Source organism: Pseudomonas sp. Irchel 3H7 (assembly GCF_900187605.1).
Lineage (GTDB): Bacteria > Pseudomonadota > Gammaproteobacteria > Pseudomonadales > Pseudomonadaceae > Aquipseudomonas.
This window is the reverse complement of record NZ_FYEA01000001.1, coordinates 72833-90709: the sequence shown is the minus strand read 5'-3', so window position 1 is coordinate 90709 and position 17877 is coordinate 72833. Positions and strand designations below refer to the sequence as shown.

The following is a 17877-nucleotide window of genomic DNA, read 5'->3' as shown; positions in this document are numbered from 1 at the left end:
GACGGGCATCTAAACAGCCGAGGGGTTAACTGGGGCTTCGGCGTCGGCTTCGGCAAAGGCTTCACGGGCCAGCCGGAAACTGTCCACGGCCGCCGGAACGCCGCAATAAATGCCGACCTGAAGCAGAATTTCGCGTATTTGCTCACGACTCAGGCCGTTACGCAAGGCGCCACGCACATGCAGCTTGAGTTCGTGCGGACGGTTGAGCGCCGAGATCATCGCCAGGTTGATCATGCTGCGCTCCTTGAGCGACAAACCTTCGCGACCCCAGACATGGCCCCAGCAGTATTCGGTGACCATTTCCTGCAGCGGACGGGTGAAGTCGTCGGCGTTCTCTATAGAGCGCTGCACGTAGGCTTCGCCCAATACCTGAGTGCGGATTTTCAGGCCTTTTTCGTACTTTTCGTTACTCATACTCTTTGCCTCACCTCAATCCCTGTGGGAGCTGGCTTGCCAGCGATAGCGGACTATCAGCCAACATCAATGTTGAATGTTAAGCCCTCATCGCTGGCAAGCCAGCTCCCACAGGGTTCTGCATTGTCGCTTCAGGCCAGGGTTGGCAACGGCCCGAGCTTGCCTTTGTGGTAGATCATCGGTGTCACCGGTTGCGCCGGCAGGATCAGGTGCTTCACCGCGCCAACAATGATCGCGTGATCACCACCGTCATATTCCCGCCACAACTCGCACTCGATGATCGCCGTGGCTTTAGCCAAGATCGGGTTACCGAGTTCGCTCAAATGCCACTCGATGTCCTTGGCCTTGTCCTTGCCTTTACCAGCAAACGCATAGGCCTCAGCCGTCTGGTCAGCCGACAGCAAATGGATCGCGAACTTCTTGCTGTCACGCAGCACCGGGTAAGTGTCGGAAGCATAATTGGGGCAGAACAGCACCAGCGCCGGGTCAATCGACAGCGCGCTGAAAGCGCTGGCGGTGATGCCGACGATGCCGCCGTCCGGGTCGAGGGTGGTGACCACCGTAACGCCGGACGGGAACGAGCTCATGACGTCTTTGTAAATGCCGGGTTCGATCATTTCGCAGGACTCCTAGCGCATCACAAACGGATCAGGCATCGGTGCCTGGGAGAGGTTGATCCACACCGTTTTCAGTTCGGTGTAGGCCAGCACCGAATCGATGCCGCTTTCGCGTCCATAGCCACTGTTCTTGAAGCCGCCGATCGGTGCCATCGCTGACACCGCACGGTAAGTGTTGACCCAGATAATTCCCGAGCGAACATCGCGAGCGAGGCGATGAGCGCGGCCTAAATCACGCGTCCAGATGCCAGCGGCGAGGCCGAACTGTGAGTCGTTGGCGATCGCCAGTGCCTCGGCTTCATCTTTGAAGCGAATCACCGACGCCACCGGGCCGAAGACTTCTTCCTGCATGATCTTCATCGAATTGCGGTCGCATTCGAACAGCGTCGGCTCATAGAACCAGCCTTCGCCGAGATCGGTCGGGCGCTTGCCGCCGGTACGCAAGCGCGCGCCCTCGGCGATGGCATCCGCGACCAGACCTTCGACAACCGCCAGTTGCTGCGCGGTGGCCATTGGGCCCATTTCACTGTTGTCTTCCTGCGGGTTGCCGATGCGAATGCGCTGGGCGCGTTCGACCAGTCGGTTGACGAACTCGTCGTAGATTTCGTCCTGCACCAACAGCCGTGAACCGGACACGCAACTCTGTCCGGACGCCGCGTAGATCCCGGCAATCGCACCGTTGATCGCGCTGTCCAGATCGGCGTCGGCGAAGATGATGTTCGGTGACTTGCCGCCCAGTTCCAGCGACAGCTTGGCGAAGTTCTCGGCGCTGCTGCGCACCACATGCCGCGCCGTCGCTGCGCCGCCAGTGAAGGCGATTTTGCGGATCAACGGATGGCGAGTGAGGGCGGCGCCGGTGCTTGGGCCGTAACCGGTGACGACGTTGACCACGCCCGGCGGGATCCCCGCTTCGAGGGCCAGACGCGCCAGCTCAAGAATGGTCGCCGAAGCGTGCTCGGACGGCTTGATCACGATCGTGTTACCGGCGGCGAGGGCCGGGGCGAGCTTGATCGCTGTCAGGTACAGCGGGCTGTTCCACGGAATGATCGCGGCGACCACACCCATTGCTTCATGCACGGTGTAGGCAAACAGATCGGGCTTATCCAGCGGCAGGGTGCCGCCTTCAAGCTTGTCGGCAAGGCCGGCGGTGTAGTGGAAGAACTCCGGCAGATAACTGACCTGGCCACGGGTTTCGCGGATCAGCTTGCCGTTGTCGCGGCTTTCCAGCTGCGCCAGTTGTTCTTTGTTTTCGGCGATCAAGTCGCCGAGACGGCGCAGCAGTTTGCCGCGAGCAGTGGCGGTCAGGCCGCGCCACGCCGGGCTGTCGAAAGCAGTCTGTGCCGATTGCACGGCGCGTTCGACATCCGCTTCATCAGCGTCAGGCAATTCGGCCCAGGCTTGTGCCGTGGCCGGATTCAGGCTTTCGAAAGTCTTGCCGGAGAGGGCGTCGACCCATTCTCCGCCGATGCACATCTGGAAGCGTGCGAGTGTCATGCAACGATCCCCTTTATATGGTTTTGTCGGGAGTGTGCGAATTCGAGAAATTCCAGCAGCGTCTGATTGACCAGACGCGGCGACTCTACGGGCATCATATGCCGTTGCTCAGACAGCACGGCAACCTTCGCACCGGGGATGCGTCGGGCCAGTTGCTCGGCCATTTCCGGGGTCGAACCCGGATCCAGTTCACCGGTGGCGATCAGCGTCGGCGCCTGAATGCTGCCCAGGTCGTCGGCGCGGTACATGTCTTGGGTGGCGAACAATTCGTAGGTGGTCAGATAGCCTTGCGGATCATTGCCGGCCAGGGTCTGGCGGATCGCAGCGATCTGCGCCGGGTTGGCTGCCTGATATTCGCGGCTGAACCAGCGTGACAGCGCCGCTTCGGCATTGGCGTCCGGGCCATGTTCGGCGGCTTGCGCGGTGCGCGCGATGACGCCGGCACGCTGTTCTTCACTGCGGTTGAACACACTGTTCAACACCACCAGGCTTTGCAGGCGCTCCGGGTAATGCAGGGCAAAGGCGCGCGCGACCAGACCGCCCATGGAGAAACCGATCACCGCTGCCTGCGCCAGATTCAGGTGATCGAGCAGCTCCAGCAACTGATCGGCGTAACCGAGCAGGGCGGTGCCGCTGGCCGGTCGCGGGCTCGCGCCATGGCCGAGCATGTCGTAGGCGATCACCCGGTACTGGCTGGACAGGCCGACAATCTGCCCGCCCCACATTTCTTTGTTCAGGCCCACGCCGTGGATCAAAACCACGGGCTGGCCTTGGCCGGTCGCCAGGTAACTGGTGCCAGCCGGGGTGAGTTCAGCGGTGAGCCGAATCATGGAGCGCTCCTGCAGTGCCTTTTTATTGTGATTACTGGGCTTTTTCGGCGGCCAGTTCTTCCAGATCGATGTAGCGGTTACCGATGCGCGGGTGCAGGCGACCACCGTCGGCGCAACCCAGCACGACGACGATTTCGTCGGCACGCGGCGCGTCTTCGATCTGCATTTCCAGGGTGATGTAGTGCGAACGCTGACCTTCGTCGTCCTTGTGCATCATCGGGATCTGAATCGAGGTGCCCGGGCCGCCGCGCTTGTTGGTGAAGCTCAGGTAGCTCTTGGCATTTACGGCTTCGCGGTAGTGGTTGCCGAAGCGCAGGGTGTGGATCACGGCGGAGGCGTGTTCGATCTCGCCATCAGCACCGACCACAGCGGCTTTGCCGTAGGCCTCGATTCTTTCCGCACCGCCGATGATGCCGACCAGACGCTCAACCATCAGTGCACCGAGGTCAGAACAGTTAGCGCGAATCTGCGGCTTGAGGTCTTCCACGAAACCGTTGCCCACCCAAGGGTTTTTCATCACCACGGCGAGACCGACCATGGTCACTGGCTTGTCGGTGGCCTTGCCGCCTTCGATGAAGGTTTCTTCGACATAGCTGACGATCTTGCGAATTTCGAAACTCATGAGCTGCTCCGTTGAGGGATTGAGAGTGTCTGTGCGTCTGATGGTATACCATAATACCGATCGTGCAAGTCCCCCCGGTAACTTTTGCCGCATCACCCCGGCGAATGGTCATGTATTCAAATCCCAAAGCCCCCACGACCCCCTGTAGGAGTGAGCCTGCTCGCGATAGCGGTGTGTCAGTCAATGAATTCTTACCTGATACACCGCTATCGCGAGCAGGCTCACTCCTACAGGGTGAAATTCGTCAGCAATGCGGTTAACAAAAGATAACGTGGCGCCGATTGTCAGACGTTTCGAAAGCCCGATAGGATGAGCCAGCTTCCGAAGTGGCTCTGGATTGCGGGTTTCAGGACTATGCTTCTGACCAGCCATCAGCGGAGCACACTTGCGGCGCCCTTGAAGGCCAGATGGCCTAACAATAATAAATAGGGGAAGGTCTATGAGTCGTTGCCGCCCGCCGGCGTTACGCAACACCGCGTTGCTGGCCACAGCACTCTCTCTGCTGGGCTTTGCCACGTTATCGGCACCTGTGATTGCCGCCGAGGCCCCGGCTGACGTGGTCTATGCCACCGAATCTGCGAAAGCCGCGAAAAGTCTGATTCTCGATGTCGTCCACGCTGGCGCGCGCCTGGTCGCGGTCGGCGATCGTGGGCACATTCTCTATTCCGATGACCAGGGCAAAACCTGGACCCAGGCCAAAGTGCCGACCCGGCAACTGCTGACGGCGGTGTACTTTGTCGACGACAAGCACGGCTGGGCGGTCGGCCACGACGCGCAAATCCTCGCCAGCGCAGACGGCGGTCTGACCTGGACCAAGCAATTCGAAGACCTCAAACGTGAGTCGCCGCTGCTCGACGTCTGGTTCAAGGACGTCAACAGTGGCCTCGCTGTGGGCGCGTACGGCGCGCTGCTGGAAACCACCGACGGCGGCAAGAACTGGGAAGACGTCAGCGACCGCCTCGACAACGAAGATCAATTCCACCTTAACGCCATCGCCGCGGTGAAAGACGCCGGGCTGTTCATCGTTGGCGAGTCGGGCAGCATGTTCCGCTCCGCCGACGACGGTCAGACCTGGGAAAAACTCGAAGGCCCGTACGAAGGTTCGCTCTTCGGCGTGATCGGCACAGCCCAACCGCAGACCCTGCTGGCCTACGGCTTGCGCGGCAATCTCTACCGCTCCACCGATTTCGGCAGCAACTGGCAACAGGTCGAACTGAAAGCCGCACGCGGTGCGCTGGAATTCGGCTTGTCCGGCGCAACCTTGCTCCCGGATGGCTCGATCGTCATCGTCGGCAACGGCGGTTCGGTGATCAGCAGCAGCGACAACGGCGAAACCTTCAGCGTGTTCAACCGTCCGGACCGCATCTCGCTGTCATCGGTCACCGCTGCCGGCGACGGCAACTTGATTCTGAGCGGGCAGGGTGGGCTTCACACCACGCAGCCAAACGGTGCCGAGATCAATAACAAGAAGGCGGGGCTATGACTTCCTTGATCACTCCTCAGCAGGACAAGGCGACGTTTCTTGAGCGCCTGATTTTCAACAACCGCCCGGCCGTGATCCTGATCTGTCTGGTGGTGAGCATTTTCCTGTTCTGGCAGGCCACGCTGATCCGGCCGTCGACCAGTTTCGAAAAAATGATCCCGCTCAAGCATCCCTTCATCGAAAAGATGATGGAGCACCGCAACGATCTGGCGAACCTGGGCAACACCGTGCGCATTTCGGTGGAAGCCAAGGACGGCGACATCTTCTCCAAGGAGTACATGGAGACCCTGCGCCAGATCAACGACGAGGTGTTCTACATCTCCGGCGTTGACCGTTCCGGGCTGAAGTCGCTGTGGAGTCCGAGCGTACGCTGGACCGAAGTGACCGAAGAGGGTTTTGCCGGCGGTGAAGTGATCCCGCAGAGCTACAACGGCTCGCAGGACAGCCTCGATCTGCTGCGCAACAACGTGCTCAAGTCCGGCCAGGTCGGGCGTCTGGTGGCCAACGACTTCAAGTCGAGCATCGTCGACATCCCGCTGCTGGAGTCCTACCCGGACCCGGAAGACCAGGGCAAGTTGCTCGCGCTGGACTACCGCAAGTTCTCCCATGAACTCGAAGACAAGATCCGCAACAAGTTCGAAGCGCAGAACCCCAACGTCAAAATCCACATCGTCGGTTTCGCCAAGAAGGTCGGCGACCTGATCGATGGTCTGGTGATGGTCGTGCTGTTCTTCGGCATCGCCTTCGTCATTACCCTGATTCTGCTGCTGTGGTTCACCAACTGCGTACGCAGCACCATTGCGGTGTTGAGCACGACGCTGGTGGCGGTGGTCTGGCAGCTCGGTCTGATGCACTTCTTTGGCTTCGGGCTTGATCCGTATTCGATGCTGGTGCCATTCCTGATCTTCGCCATCGGTATTTCCCACGGCGTGCAGAAGATCAACGGTATCGCCCTGCAATCCAGTGAGGCCGACAACGCGCTGACCGCAGCGCGGCGGACCTTCCGGCAACTGTTCCTGCCGGGGATGATCGCGATTCTGGCGGATGCGGTGGGTTTCATCACGCTATTGATCATCGATATCGGCGTGATCCGTGAACTGGCCATCGGCGCCTCCATCGGCGTGGCGGTGATCGTCTTCACCAACCTGATTCTGCTGCCGGTGGCGATTTCCTATGTCGGCATCAGCAAGCGCGCGATTGCCAAGAGCAAGAAAGACGCGAACCGCGAACATCCGTTCTGGCGGCTGCTGTCGAATTTCGCCAATCCGAAAGTCGCACGCATTTCGGTGGTGCTGGCGCTGATCGCCTTCGGTGGCGGCCTCTGGTACAGCCAGAACCTGAAAATCGGCGACCTCGATCAGGGCGCACCGGAGCTACGTCCGGACTCGCGCTACAACAAGGACAACAACTTCATCATCAGCAATTACTCCACCAGCTCTGACGTACTGGTGGTGATGGTCAAGACCAAAGCCGAAGGCTGTTCGCGTTATGAAGCCATGGCGCCGATCGATCAGTTGATGTGGAAGATGCAGAACACCGAGGGCGTGCAGTCGGCGATCTCGCTGGTGACCGTGTCCAAACAGATGATCAAGGGCATGAACGAGGGCAACCTGAAATGGGAAACCCTGTCGCGCAACCCGGACGTGCTGAACAACTCGATTGCCCGTGCCGATGGCTTGTACAACAACAGTTGCTCGCTGGCGCCGGTGCTGGTGTTCCTCAACGATCACAAGGCCGAAACCCTCGATCGTGCGGTGCACGCGGTGCAGGAATTTGCCCAGGAAAATAACAAGGACGGCCTGGAATTCATCCTTGCTGCCGGTAACGCCGGGATCGAAGCGGCCACCAACGAAGTCATCAAACAGGCTGAGCTGACTATCCTGGTTCTGGTGTACATCTGCGTGGCGGTGATGTGCATGATCACCTTCCGTTCGTGGGCGGCGACCCTGTGCATCGTCCTGCCGTTGGTGCTGACCTCGGTTCTCGGCAACGCGCTGATGGCGTTCATGGGCATCGGCGTGAAAGTCGCAACGTTGCCAGTGGTGGCGCTGGGTGTGGGGATTGGTGTCGACTACGGCATCTACATCTACAGCCGTCTGGAAAGTTTCCTGCGCGCCGGTCTGCCGCTGCAGGAAGCCTATTACCAGACGCTGAAATCCACCGGTAAAGCGGTGCTGTTCACCGGCCTGTGCCTGGCGATCGGCGTGTGCACCTGGATCTTCTCGGCGATCAAGTTCCAGGCCGACATGGGTCTGATGCTGACCTTCATGCTGCTGTGGAACATGTTCGGTGCGCTGTGGCTGCTGCCGGCACTGGCGAAGTTCCTGATCAAGCCGGAGAAACTGGCGGGGCAGAAGGGCAATTCGCTGTTTGCGCATTGATCTGAAGGGCTGAAACGACAAAGCCGCAACCTTTGGGTTGCGGCTTTTTTTGTGTTTTAAGATCAAGAGCCCCTCACCCTAACCCTCTCCCGGAGGGAGAGGGGACTGACCGAGGTGTGCGGCTTGATCCATCGACCTGAGATACCGAGTCGATTATGGATTCACAGCAAATCGTTCAAGTCGGCGTAAATCTCGAATATCCCCCAATCGGTCCCCTCTACCTCTGGGCGGTCCGACGTTTCGGGAGGGCTAGGGTGAGGGCAGAGGATCTCAAGCGTTAAGTGAGTTCAGCGCCAAGCACAACACTCAAAGCACTACGCGCATCATCCAGCTGCACCAACGTCGCATGCCGAGCACCGAGGGCATCACGATTCTCGATGGCCGTAAGAATCGCCTTATGCCGAGGCAACGCCAATTCATGCAGATTCGGCCGCTGATTCGAATGCTTCAACGCCTCTGCAATCGCCACCGACAACATATTGCACAGGTTCGCCAGCAAATCATTGTGCGTCGCATCAGCAATCCGGCTATGAAAATCCAGATCCGGTTGCAACAAAGCCTCCGGTGTCGGCGCCGCTTCCATGCGCTGATACGCCTCACCAATTGCGGCAATATCCGCCTCGGTCGCATGTTGAGCGGCGAGGGCGGCAGCCGCCGGTTCGATAATGCTGCGCACACTGGTCAGCACATTGAAGAATTCATTCTGCGGGCTGCTTTGCATCAGCCAATGCAGTACATCGGGATCGAGCATGTGCCACTCGCGGCGCGCTTTGACCACCGTGCCCACGCGTGGCTTGGAATACACCAGACCTTTGGCTACCAATACCCGTGTGGCTTCACGCAATACCGGCCGGCTGACCGCGTACTCCTCGCAGAGCAAGGCTTCGGCAGGCAGTTTGTCGTCGGGCAAAAAGCGTCCGGAGACGATCTGCATGCCCAGTTCCTGGACGATGCGCGAGTGCATGCTTTTACGGTCGGAGGGTTTGCGGTAATCCATGGGGAGTGGCGCGATCCTGAGCGATGGAGATGCCGCGCATCATAGCAGGCACCAGACAATCTTGAGGCGGGTAATGATCGTTCCCACGCGGAGCGTGGGAACGATCAAATGCATTCCAATGTAGGAGCTGCCGAAGGCTGCGATCTTTTGATTTTAATGGGAATGGCGCGGCACTTCAGCCCCTCGGCAACCGACAAGGAAATCGAAGTCACAGCCCTGATCCGCCTGCAACACATGGTCGATGTACAGCTGACGATAACCGCCCACCAGCAACTGCTGCGGTGGCTGCAGATCCGCCATGCGCGCCGCCAGTTCAGCATCCGGAATATCCAGGTGCAAACGCCCGGTGGCGCAATCCAGCTCGATCCAGTCGCCTTCCTTCACTGTCGCCAAAGGCCCGCCGGCCGCCGCTTCCGGCGCCACGTGCAAAACTACGGTGCCATACGCCGTGCCGCTCATCCGTGCATCGGAAATGCGCACCATGTCCGTCACACCCTGCGCCAGCAACTTGGCCGGCAAACCCATGTTGCCGACTTCGGCCATGCCCGGATAACCCTTCGGCCCGCAGTTCTTCATCACCAGAATCGAATCCTTATCGACATCCAGTTCCGGATCGTTGATCCGCGCTTTGTACATGTCGAAGTTCTCGAACACCACGGCGCGGCCGCGATGCTGCATCAGTTCCGGGGTTGCAGCGGACGGCTTGAGTACCGCGCCGAGCGGCGCCAGATTGCCGCGCAATACGCAGATACCACCGTCGGCGCGAATCGGATTGTCGAGCGTGCGGATCACCTCGTCTTCGCCATAGATCGGCGCGTCCTTGGTGTTCTCGCCGATCGACTTGCCGTTCACCGTCAGCGCATTCGGGTTAGGGATCAGATTGGCCTCACCGAGACGACGCAGCACCGCTGGCAAACCACCGGCGTAATAGAACTCTTCCATCAGAAAACGCCCCGACGGTTGCAGGTCGACGATGGTCGGCATGCCGCGCCCGATGCGGGTCCAGTCGTCCAGATCCAGTTCAACACCGATGCGCCCGGCGATGGCTTTCAAGTGAATCACCGCGTTGGTCGAACCACCGATGGCAGCGTTGACCCGGATAGCATTCTCGAAGGCTTCTTTAGTGAGGATCTTCGACAGTTTCAGATCTTCGCGAACCATCTCCACCGCACGCATGCCGGACATGTGCGCCAACACATAACGCCGCGCATCCACCGCCGGGATCGCCGCGTTGTGCGGCAGCGAAGTGCCGAGTGCTTCAGCCATGCAAGCCATGGTCGATGCGGTGCCCATGGTGTTGCAGGTGCCCGCCGAACGCGACATGCCGCCCTCGGCTGCAAGGAAATCGTCAATCGTGATGGTGCCGGCCTTGACCTGTTCGCTGAGCTGCCAGACCACCGTGCCCGAGCCGATGTCCTTGCCCTTGTGCTTGCCGTTGAGCATCGGCCCGCCGGTCACAACAATCGCTGGCACATCGCAACTCGCCGCGCCCATCAGCAGCGCTGGAGTGGTTTTGTCGCAACCGGTCAGCAGCACTACGCCGTCGATCGGATTGCCGCGAATCGCTTCTTCAACGTCCATGCTCGCCAGGTTGCGGGTGAGCATGGCGGTCGGACGCAGGTTCGATTCGCCGTTGGAAAACACCGGGAATTCCACTGGAAAACCACCAGCCTCGATCACCCCGCGTTTGACGTGCTCCGCGATCTGGCGGAAGTGCGCGTTGCACGGGGTCAGTTCCGACCAGGTGTTACAGATGCCGATGATCGGCTTGCCGTGAAACTGGTGGTCGGCGATGCCCTGATTCTTCATCCAGCTGCGGTACATGAAGCCGTTCTTGTCGGCCGTGCCAAACCATTGGGCGGAGCGCAGGGTGGGTTTCTTATCAGACATGATCGATTCTCTTATTGTATGACTATAGTGTTCCAGCTACGGCTTAATCTAAGCGCAAAATCCTAGGTTTGGAAGTGTTGTTGGTGAATTAGTATTACTATATAGTCGTTTTCGACGGAGGGATGGCCCTGACGGTTTTCCGTGAGAGGCGTCCCCCGAGGTTCTATAAAAACAACAATCGGAGACCGATCTCATGAGCCAGGAACTGCGGCTGATACGGCGCATTACGCTGAAACTGATTCCCTTCCTGATCCTGCTGTACCTGATCGCCTATGTGGATCGCTCCGCCGTCGGCTTCGCCAAGCTGCACATGGGCGCCGACATCGGCATCGGCGATGCGGCTTACGGCCTCGGCGCCGGGCTGTTCTTCATTGGTTACTTCCTTTTCGAAATCCCCAGCAACCTGATGCTCGAACGCTTCGGTGCGCGGCGCTGGTTTGCGCGGATCATGATCACCTGGGGCGCGATCACCATCGGCATGGCCTTCGTCCAGGGCCCGCACAGTTTCTACGTCATGCGCTTTCTGCTCGGCGCGGCCGAGGCGGGGTTCTTCCCTGGCGTTCTCTACTACATCACCCAATGGTTCCCGGTGCGCCATCGCGGCAAGATCCTCGGGCTGTTCATCCTCTCCCAACCGATCGCGATGATGATCACTGGTCCGGTGTCCGGCGGTTTGCTCGGCATGGATGGCGTCCTCGGGCTGCACGGCTGGCAGTGGCTGTTCATCGTCATCGGCACTCCGGCGATCCTGCTGACCTGGCCGGTGTTGCGCTGGTTGCCGGATGGCCCGCAGCAAGTGAAATGGATGGATCAGGCCGAGAAAGACTGGCTGACCGGTGAGCTGAAAAAGGATCTGCAGGAATACGGCCAGACGCGTCACGGCAATCCGCTGCATGCGCTGAAAGACAAACGCGTGTTGCTGCTGGCGCTGTTTTATCTGCCGGTGACGTTGAGCATTTATGGTCTCGGTCTATGGTTACCGACGCTGATCAAACAGTTTGGCGGCAGCGATCTGGTCACCGGTTTCGTCTCGTCGGTGCCGTACATCTTCGGCATCATCGGCTTGCTGATCGTACCGCGCAGTTCTGACCGCTTGAATGATCGCTACGGGCATCTGGCCGTGCTTTATGTGCTGGGCGCGATTGGCCTGTTCCTCAGTGCCTGGTTGTCGTTGCCGGTGGCGCAACTGGCGGCGCTGTGTCTGGTGGCGTTCGCGCTGTTTTCCTGCACGGCGGTGTTCTGGACCTTGCCGGGGCGCTTCTTTGCCGGCGCGAGTGCGGCGGCGGGGATTGCTCTGATCAATTCGGTGGGGAATCTTGGCGGGTACATCGGGCCGTTTGTGATTGGGGCGTTGAAGGAGTACACCGGCAATTTGGCTTCGGGATTGTATTTCCTCTCTGGAGTGATGGTGTTTGGCTTGATCCTGACCGGCGTGGTTTACCGCGTGCTGGAACGCAAACATGTCCTGCCGGTTGACCAATTTGCCGCCAGTGCCCGAGGCGCAACCCGCACCTGACAGACCCACACCGGTCCCCTGTAGGAGTGAGCCTGCTCGCGATAGCGGTCTATCAGTTGACAACTTTTTGGCTGACACACCGCTATCGCGAGCAGGCTCACTCCTACAAGGATCTGCGGTGTTTCGAATAACACAGGAGAAAATCATGCATCTGGTTCAATTCGAATTAAGCAACCGCGAACGCCGCGTCGGCGTGGTCGACAACGGTCTGGTGCGCGAAGTGCAAGACGCGCGTTCCGTGCGCGATCTGGCCCTGGCCGCCATCGAGGCCGGCAACACCCTGGAGCAGCAAGTGCAAACCCTCGGCCTCGGCATCAGCCACGATTACGCCGAGCTGCTCGCACAACTGCGCGTGCTGCCGCCCCTCGATCACCCGGACCCGGCGCACATGCTGATCAGCGGCACCGGCCTGACGCATCTTGGCAGTGCCTCGGCGCGGGACAAGATGCACCAGCAGGCCGGCGACGAAGCGGCGATGACCGACACCATGCGCATCTTCAAATGGGGCGTGGAGGGCGGCAAACCGGCGGCGGGGCAGGCCGGTGTGCAACCGGAATGGTTCTACAAGGGCGACGGCAGCATCGTCGTTCGCCCCGGTCAACCCTTCCCGGTGCCGCCGTTTGCCGAAGACGCCGGCGAAGAACCAGAAATGGCCGGTTTGTACATCATTGGCCACGACGGCAAGCCTTACCGTCTCGGTTTTGCGGTGGGCAACGAGTTCTCCGACCATGTCATGGAACGCAAGAATTACCTGTACCTCGCCCACTCGAAATTGCGCAGCTGCAGTTATGGCCCGGAACTTCGCACCGGTGAACTGCCTCAACATCTGGCCGGCACCAGTCGCATCCTGCGTGACGGCGAAGTGCTCTGGCAGAACGAGTTTCTCAGTGGCGAGGCGAACATGTGCCACAGCCTCGCCAACCTCGAATACCACCACTTCAAATACAGTCAGTTCCTGCGTCCCGGTGACGTGCACATTCACTTTTTCGGCACCGCGACCCTGTCGTTCGCCGATGGCATCCGCACCCAGCCGGGCGACGTTTTTGAAATCAGCCAGGCCGAATTCGGCGCGCCACTGCTCAACGGCATCGTCCCGGTCCCAGCGGTTTATGAACCGGACAGCATCGGCACCCTTTAAGGAGATCCCATGACTCAGATTCTCGGTCACAACTACATCGGTGGTCAGCGCAGCGCCGCTGGCGACGTCAAACTGCAATCGGTCGACGCAACCACGGGCGAACAATTGCCGCACGACTTCATTCAGGCCACGGTTGAAGAAGTCGACGCTGCAGCCAAAGCTGCCGCTGCCGCCTACCCCGCTTATCGCAGCCTCAGCGCCGAACGCCGCGCGCAGTTTCTCGATGCGATTGCTGATGAGCTGGATGCGCTCGGTGATGATTTTGTCGCCGTGGTCTGCCGCGAAACCGCGTTGCCGGCCGCACGCATTCAAGGCGAGCACGGACGCACCAGCGGGCAGATGCGTCTGTTCGCCAAAGTCCTGCGCCGAGGTGATTTCTACGGTGCGCGCATTGATCTGCCGTTACCGGATCGCCAGCCGTTGCCGCGCCCGGATTTGCGTCAATACCGCATCGGCCTAGGCCCTGTCGCAGTGTTCGGCGCGAGCAATTTCCCGCTGGCTTTTTCTACGGCTGGCGGCGATACCGCTTCGGCACTCGCCGCCGGTTGCCCGGTGGTGTTCAAGGCTCACAGCGGCCACATGGCGACAGCGGAACTGGTTGCTGATGCGCTGATCCGCGCTGCCGAAAAAACCGCGATGCCGGCCGGCGTATTCAACATGATCTACGGCGGTGGCGTCGGCGAATGGCTGGTCAAGCATCCGGCAATTCAGGCAGTGGGTTTCACCGGTTCGCTCAAGGGCGGTCGCGCTCTCTGTGACATGGCCGCTGCGCGCCCGCAACCGATCCCGGTGTTCGCCGAGATGTCGAGCATCAACCCGGTGATCGTTCTGCCGCAAGCCCTTGCCGAGCGTTCGGAAACCGTTGCTCGTGACCTCACTGCATCTGTGGTGCAGGGCTGCGGTCAGTTCTGTACCAATCCCGGTCTGGTGATCGGTATTCGTTCGCCGCAGTTCAGCGCGTTCGTGCAGCAAGTCGCTGGTTTGATCGGTGATCAACCGGCGCAAACCATGCTCAACGCCGGCACCCTCGGCAGCTACGGCAAAGGCTTGCAGAAACTGCTGGCGCATCCCGGCATTGAGCATCTGGCCGGCAATCCACAGCAGGGTAATCAGGCGCAACCGCAATTGTTCAAGGCCGATGCGAGCCTGTTGATCGATGGCGATGAAGTGCTGCAGGAAGAAGTGTTCGGCCCGACCACGGTGATTGTCGAAGTGGCGGACAAGGCGCAACTCAGCGCCGCACTGCATGGCCTGCACGGGCAACTGACCGCGACGATCATTGGCGAGCAGGCGGATTTCGAACGTTTCCCTGAGCTGACGCCGTTGCTGGAGCAGAAGGTCGGGCGGATCCTGCTCAACGGTTATCCGACCGGTGTCGAGGTCTGTGATTCGATGGTGCACGGCGGGCCGTATCCGGCGACGTCCGATCCCCGTGGCACGTCGGTGGGCACGCTGGCCATCGACCGTTTCCTGCGCCCGGTATGCTTCCAGAACTACCCGGACAGCTTGTTGCCCGAGCCACTGAAAAACGCCAACCCGCTGCGCATCCAGCGCCTGGTTGATGGCAAACCTAGCCGCGAAGCCCTCTGAAAAACACCCCTGTAGGAGCTGCCGAAGGCTGCGATCCTTTGATCTTTTTTTGATCGTTCCCACGCTGAGCGTGGGAACGATCAGACATCAAAAGATCGCAGCCTTCGGCAGCTCCTACAGGGGGAGTGTGCTTCTTGAGCTATCATTGCCGATTTCCCCCCTGAAAGACTTTACTGCCATGACTGCCCAAACCCTTCTCAACGCCCTCGAACACTGCGGTATGGTCGAAATCGACGGCCTGCATGCCTTCGAATTCGCCCTCGACGAAGATGACAACCTGCACATCGAATGCATCGATGGCCGAGCGGCCAAGCATTGGGAATTCACTCCGGCTCAGGTTGCAGCGGCAACATTTGATGACTCACTGCAAAGCTGGCTGATCGTCGGTTATTTCAATGAGACCAAAGCGATCGGCGAACACCGCCTGGTCTGCCATGGCGACGTAGTCAGCAGCAGCGATGATGAGGAAAAATCTGATGAAAATGCGTAAATTCTGGCCGCTGCTGATGGCCGGCAGCGTCGGCGCCATGGGGCTGTCCACGGCCTCTGCCGAGAACTTCCAGTTGCTGGTCGGCTCCTACACCGCCGGCACCAGCCAGGGCATCTATCGCATGAACTTCGACAGTGCCACCGGCCAGATCGCCGCCAAGCCGCTGCAAGTGGTCAAGAGCGAAAACCCGTCATGGCTGACCCTGTCCAAAGACCAGCGTCGCCTGTTCGTGGTCAACGAAAACGGCCCGGGTCAGAAAGACCCGGTTGGCCGTGTCAGCAGCTATTCGATTGATCCGAAAACCCACGCCCTGAACCTGATCAGTCAAGTGCAGAGCCTGGGCAATGAGCCGACCCATTCGAGCCTCAGCGGTGACACCAGCCACCTGTTCGTCAGCAACTATTCGGTGGTGGAAGATCCGGGCGGTACGCTGGCGGTATTGCCGGTCGGTGCCGACGGCAAACTCAAACCGGTGGTGCAGATGAGCGCGCACCCGGCCAGCCGGGTCAATCCTGAGCGCCAGGCCTCCAACCACGTGCACTCGACGGTTTCCTCGCCGGACGGTCGCTACGTGTTCTCCAACGACCTGGGTGCGGACAAAGTCTTCATCTACCAATTCGACCCGAAAGCCAACCCGGAACTGCCGTTGACCCCGGCGAAAACCGCCTCGGTCGCCTTGCCCGCCGGCAGCGGCCCACGTCATTTGCTGTTCAGCGCCGATGGCAAACACGCCTGGCTGACCATGGAAATGAGCGCACAGGTTGCGGTGTTCGACTACAACGACGGCGTGCTGACCCAGACGCAACTGGTCGATCTGGCCGCCGGCCAGCCGACCTCGGACAAAGCCGCTGCAGCGCTGCACGCCTCGGCGGATGGCAAGTTCCTCTACGTCAGCAACCGTGGCACCGCCAATCAACTGGTGGTGTTCGCGATTGATCCGGCAACCGGCCAGCTCAAAGAGCTGCAAAAACGTTCGGTGGAAGGTGATCACCCGCGCGAATTCAGCCTCGACCCTAGTGGCAAATTTCTGCTGATCGCCAACCAGAAAAGCAACGAAATTGTCGTTGTCGAGCGTGATGGCAAGACCGGTCTGCTCGGCAAAACCGTGCAGAAACTGCCGATGGACGCGCCGAGCGACGTCAAGTTTCTAGTGCGACAATAAGCCACAGGCCCCGGTTTGCGGGGCCTGTCTCTTTGTATTAATCGCGCTGATATCCGGTAATGCTACAAAGCATTTCAAGCGATCAACCCTCGAGCGTTAAGTTTGCATCACGGCCCAACCGGGCAAGCAAGCCAACCGAACACGAGGGTTACCGCCATGAACTTCAATCTTTTCTCCGTGATTGCCGCTTCCGCCATCTCCGCCACCGTGGTGCTGCCAGCCAGTGCCAACGTTGAAATCACCAGCAAAAAATCCCACACCCAGAGCTACACCCAGAAATACCTGCAACAGAGCGCCAACTTCTACGCCGCCCTGGATCACAAAGCCCAACACTGAAATGCCCGCTTCGAACAACTCCCGGTAGGAGCTGCCGAAGGCTGCGATCTTTTGATCTTGTTTGATCGTTCCCACGCTCTGCGTGGGAATGCCTCTAGGGACGCTCTGCGTCCAGTGACGCGGAGCGTCACGGGCTGCATGCCCACGCAGAGCGTGGGAACGATCGGCAAAAGCAAAATCAAAAGATCGCAGCCTTCGGCAGCTCCTACGCGTTTGCGTGTGTTTTTCGCAGCACGATAGGTTTCTTCAAATACGCAAATAGACTGGCTAAATAATCAACGAAGCTGATGTTTACTATGGCAAACCCTGAGTGGTTAGCGCGGCTTTTTTGATTGATTCTGTGGACATCGAAACATGCCCACGGGAGAACACCATGGCCAGCGCAATCCTTCATTCAGCCAAACGCGGCGCCTATCTGGTCATCGGTCTGTACCTGGCCGTGGTGCTGGTCGTCAGCATCGCCTCGCAGATGGAACACAGCTTCGACGCGCCGATTCAAGTCGCCCATCCCGGCGTCCAGTTCGAAGTCCGCTCGCAAAGCGTGATGGTCGATCGGGCCGAACTCGCGGGAGTCGGCGGCGCATGAAAGGCTACAGACTTTGGGTCATTGCCAGTCTGGCAATCATGACCAACGGCGCTTCATTGCTGGGAATAGGTCAAGGCTCGGTTGGAGCTCTGGCACGGGCCATAGAGGCCAATCACACCATCGCGCACAACATCGAACGGGCGAATACTCTGGGGCTGATGGCCGGCAATCCACCGGTGAAGGTCTCGGCCGATTTTCTCGGCCCGTTCGAGATAGATTGCATGGCACTCGGCATGTGCAACGCACTGGCTTGACCCCTGTAGGAGTGATCGTTCCCACGCTCCGCGTGGGAACGCAGCCCCGGACGCTCCGCGTCCGATTGGAACGCAGA

The 17877-nt window shown here is 59.7% G+C and carries 17 protein-coding genes; 10 read left to right on the top strand and 7 right to left on the bottom strand.

Annotation, left to right across the window (positions count from 1 at the left end):
- Positions 1 to 9: 9 nt before the first annotated feature.
- The 5 genes from CKW38_RS00340 to CKW38_RS00320 all read right to left on the bottom strand — a co-directional run bounded on the left by CKW38_RS00340 (position 10) and on the right by CKW38_RS00320 (position 3977).
- Positions 10 to 414, bottom strand: a complete 405-nt coding sequence (locus CKW38_RS00340; RefSeq protein ID WP_008088075.1) for a carboxymuconolactone decarboxylase family protein — start codon at positions 412 to 414, stop codon at positions 10 to 12.
- Positions 415 to 545: 131 nt separating this feature from the next.
- Positions 546 to 1031 carry a flavin reductase family protein gene (locus tag CKW38_RS00335; protein WP_095111460.1) on the bottom strand — a complete coding sequence of 162 codons (486 nt, stop codon included), beginning with the start codon at positions 1029 to 1031 and terminating at the stop codon, positions 546 to 548.
- A gap of 12 nt (positions 1032 to 1043) precedes the next feature.
- Entirely contained in the window at positions 1044 to 2525 is a 1482-nt protein-coding gene (locus CKW38_RS00330) for an aldehyde dehydrogenase (protein WP_008088056.1), read from the bottom strand.
- Entirely contained in the window at positions 2522 to 3355 is an 834-nt protein-coding gene (locus CKW38_RS00325) for an alpha/beta fold hydrolase (RefSeq protein ID WP_095111459.1), read from the bottom strand. The genes CKW38_RS00330 and CKW38_RS00325 overlap by 4 nt, the downstream gene beginning before the upstream one ends.
- A gap of 31 nt (positions 3356 to 3386) precedes the next feature.
- Entirely contained in the window at positions 3387 to 3977 is a 591-nt protein-coding gene (locus CKW38_RS00320; protein WP_095111458.1) for an amino acid synthesis family protein, read from the bottom strand.
- 439 nt (positions 3978 to 4416) lie between these two features.
- Between CKW38_RS00320 and CKW38_RS00315 the strand changes: the two genes are divergently transcribed.
- Entirely contained in the window at positions 4417 to 5460 is a 1044-nt protein-coding gene (locus tag CKW38_RS00315) for a YCF48-related protein (protein ID WP_095111457.1), read from the top strand.
- A complete protein-coding gene (locus CKW38_RS00310; RefSeq protein ID WP_095111456.1) occupies positions 5457 to 7841 on the top strand; it encodes an RND family transporter in 2385 nt (794 codons plus the stop codon). Before CKW38_RS00315 ends, CKW38_RS00310 begins: the two co-directional genes overlap by 4 nt.
- 277 nt (positions 7842 to 8118) lie before the next feature.
- On the opposite strand, the gene CKW38_RS00305 is transcribed toward CKW38_RS00310, so the two are convergent.
- Both CKW38_RS00305 and CKW38_RS00300 read right to left on the bottom strand, forming a co-directional pair.
- Positions 8119 to 8838: a FadR/GntR family transcriptional regulator gene (locus CKW38_RS00305; protein ID WP_064392969.1), complete on the bottom strand. Its 720-nt coding sequence runs from the start codon at positions 8836 to 8838 to the stop codon at positions 8119 to 8121.
- Between the two features lie 153 nt (positions 8839 to 8991).
- Positions 8992 to 10728 carry an IlvD/Edd family dehydratase gene (locus CKW38_RS00300; RefSeq protein WP_007917984.1) on the bottom strand — a complete coding sequence of 579 codons (1737 nt, stop codon included), beginning with the start codon at positions 10726 to 10728 and terminating at the stop codon, positions 8992 to 8994.
- A 193-nt stretch (positions 10729 to 10921) separates the two neighbouring features.
- Between CKW38_RS00300 and CKW38_RS00295 the strand changes: the two genes are divergently transcribed.
- From CKW38_RS00295 to CKW38_RS00260, 8 genes are all read left to right on the top strand, one after another.
- Positions 10922 to 12244, top strand: a complete 1323-nt coding sequence (locus CKW38_RS00295) for an MFS transporter (RefSeq protein ID WP_095111455.1) — start codon at positions 10922 to 10924, stop codon at positions 12242 to 12244.
- A gap of 145 nt (positions 12245 to 12389) precedes the next feature.
- Positions 12390 to 13382, top strand: coding sequence for an AraD1 family protein (araD1, locus tag CKW38_RS00290; RefSeq protein ID WP_007917980.1), 993 nt, complete (start codon positions 12390 to 12392; stop codon positions 13380 to 13382).
- 9 nt (positions 13383 to 13391) lie between these two features.
- Positions 13392 to 14972: an aldehyde dehydrogenase (NADP(+)) gene (locus CKW38_RS00285; protein ID WP_095111454.1), complete on the top strand. Its 1581-nt coding sequence runs from the start codon at positions 13392 to 13394 to the stop codon at positions 14970 to 14972.
- A 178-nt stretch (positions 14973 to 15150) separates the two neighbouring features.
- Entirely contained in the window at positions 15151 to 15462 is a 312-nt protein-coding gene (locus tag CKW38_RS00280; RefSeq protein ID WP_095111453.1) for a DUF5629 family protein, read from the top strand.
- The gene (locus CKW38_RS00275) at positions 15449 to 16624 is read left to right on the top strand and encodes a lactonase family protein (RefSeq protein ID WP_095111452.1); all 1176 of its coding nucleotides are present in this window, start codon (positions 15449 to 15451) and stop codon (positions 16622 to 16624) included. Before CKW38_RS00280 ends, CKW38_RS00275 begins: the two co-directional genes overlap by 14 nt.
- A 156-nt stretch (positions 16625 to 16780) precedes the next feature.
- Positions 16781 to 16960 (top strand): hypothetical protein, encoded by a 180-nt coding sequence (locus CKW38_RS00270; protein ID WP_095111451.1) that lies wholly within the window; start codon positions 16781 to 16783, stop codon positions 16958 to 16960.
- A gap of 373 nt (positions 16961 to 17333) precedes the next feature.
- The gene (locus tag CKW38_RS00265; protein ID WP_007916539.1) at positions 17334 to 17546 is read left to right on the top strand and encodes a hypothetical protein; all 213 of its coding nucleotides are present in this window, start codon (positions 17334 to 17336) and stop codon (positions 17544 to 17546) included.
- Positions 17543 to 17800 (top strand): hypothetical protein, encoded by a 258-nt coding sequence (locus tag CKW38_RS00260; protein WP_007916537.1) that lies wholly within the window; start codon positions 17543 to 17545, stop codon positions 17798 to 17800. Before CKW38_RS00265 ends, CKW38_RS00260 begins: the two co-directional genes overlap by 4 nt.
- Positions 17801 to 17877 lie beyond the last annotated feature (77 nt).

What these genes read in the sequence shown, in the direction of transcription:
- CKW38_RS00300 (WP_007917984.1), bottom strand. Translation starts at nt 10,728, where the DNA reads ATGTCTGATAAGAAACCCACCCTGCGCTCCGCCCAATGGTTTGGCACG.
- CKW38_RS00295 (WP_095111455.1), top strand. Translation starts at nt 10,922, where the DNA reads ATGAGCCAGGAACTGCGGCTGATACGGCGCATTACGCTGAAACTGATT.
- CKW38_RS00340 (WP_008088075.1), bottom strand. Translation starts at nt 414, where the DNA reads ATGAGTAACGAAAAGTACGAAAAAGGCCTGAAAATCCGCACTCAGGTA.
- CKW38_RS00315 (WP_095111457.1), top strand. Translation starts at nt 4,417, where the DNA reads ATGAGTCGTTGCCGCCCGCCGGCGTTACGCAACACCGCGTTGCTGGCC.
- CKW38_RS00330 (WP_008088056.1), bottom strand. Translation starts at nt 2,525, where the DNA reads ATGACACTCGCACGCTTCCAGATGTGCATCGGCGGAGAATGGGTCGAC.
- CKW38_RS00320 (WP_095111458.1), bottom strand. Translation starts at nt 3,977, where the DNA reads ATGAGTTTCGAAATTCGCAAGATCGTCAGCTATGTCGAAGAAACCTTC.
- CKW38_RS00325 (WP_095111459.1), bottom strand. Translation starts at nt 3,355, where the DNA reads ATGATTCGGCTCACCGCTGAACTCACCCCGGCTGGCACCAGTTACCTG.
- CKW38_RS00270 (WP_095111451.1), top strand. Translation starts at nt 16,781, where the DNA reads ATGAACTTCAATCTTTTCTCCGTGATTGCCGCTTCCGCCATCTCCGCC.
- CKW38_RS00310 (WP_095111456.1), top strand. Translation starts at nt 5,457, where the DNA reads ATGACTTCCTTGATCACTCCTCAGCAGGACAAGGCGACGTTTCTTGAG.
- CKW38_RS00260 (WP_007916537.1), top strand. Translation starts at nt 17,543, where the DNA reads ATGAAAGGCTACAGACTTTGGGTCATTGCCAGTCTGGCAATCATGACC.
- CKW38_RS00305 (WP_064392969.1), bottom strand. Translation starts at nt 8,838, where the DNA reads ATGGATTACCGCAAACCCTCCGACCGTAAAAGCATGCACTCGCGCATC.
- CKW38_RS00265 (WP_007916539.1), top strand. Translation starts at nt 17,334, where the DNA reads ATGGCCAGCGCAATCCTTCATTCAGCCAAACGCGGCGCCTATCTGGTC.
- CKW38_RS00280 (WP_095111453.1), top strand. Translation starts at nt 15,151, where the DNA reads ATGACTGCCCAAACCCTTCTCAACGCCCTCGAACACTGCGGTATGGTC.
- CKW38_RS00275 (WP_095111452.1), top strand. Translation starts at nt 15,449, where the DNA reads ATGAAAATGCGTAAATTCTGGCCGCTGCTGATGGCCGGCAGCGTCGGC.
- CKW38_RS00285 (WP_095111454.1), top strand. Translation starts at nt 13,392, where the DNA reads ATGACTCAGATTCTCGGTCACAACTACATCGGTGGTCAGCGCAGCGCC.
- araD1 (WP_007917980.1), top strand. Translation starts at nt 12,390, where the DNA reads ATGCATCTGGTTCAATTCGAATTAAGCAACCGCGAACGCCGCGTCGGC.
- CKW38_RS00335 (WP_095111460.1), bottom strand. Translation starts at nt 1,031, where the DNA reads ATGATCGAACCCGGCATTTACAAAGACGTCATGAGCTCGTTCCCGTCC.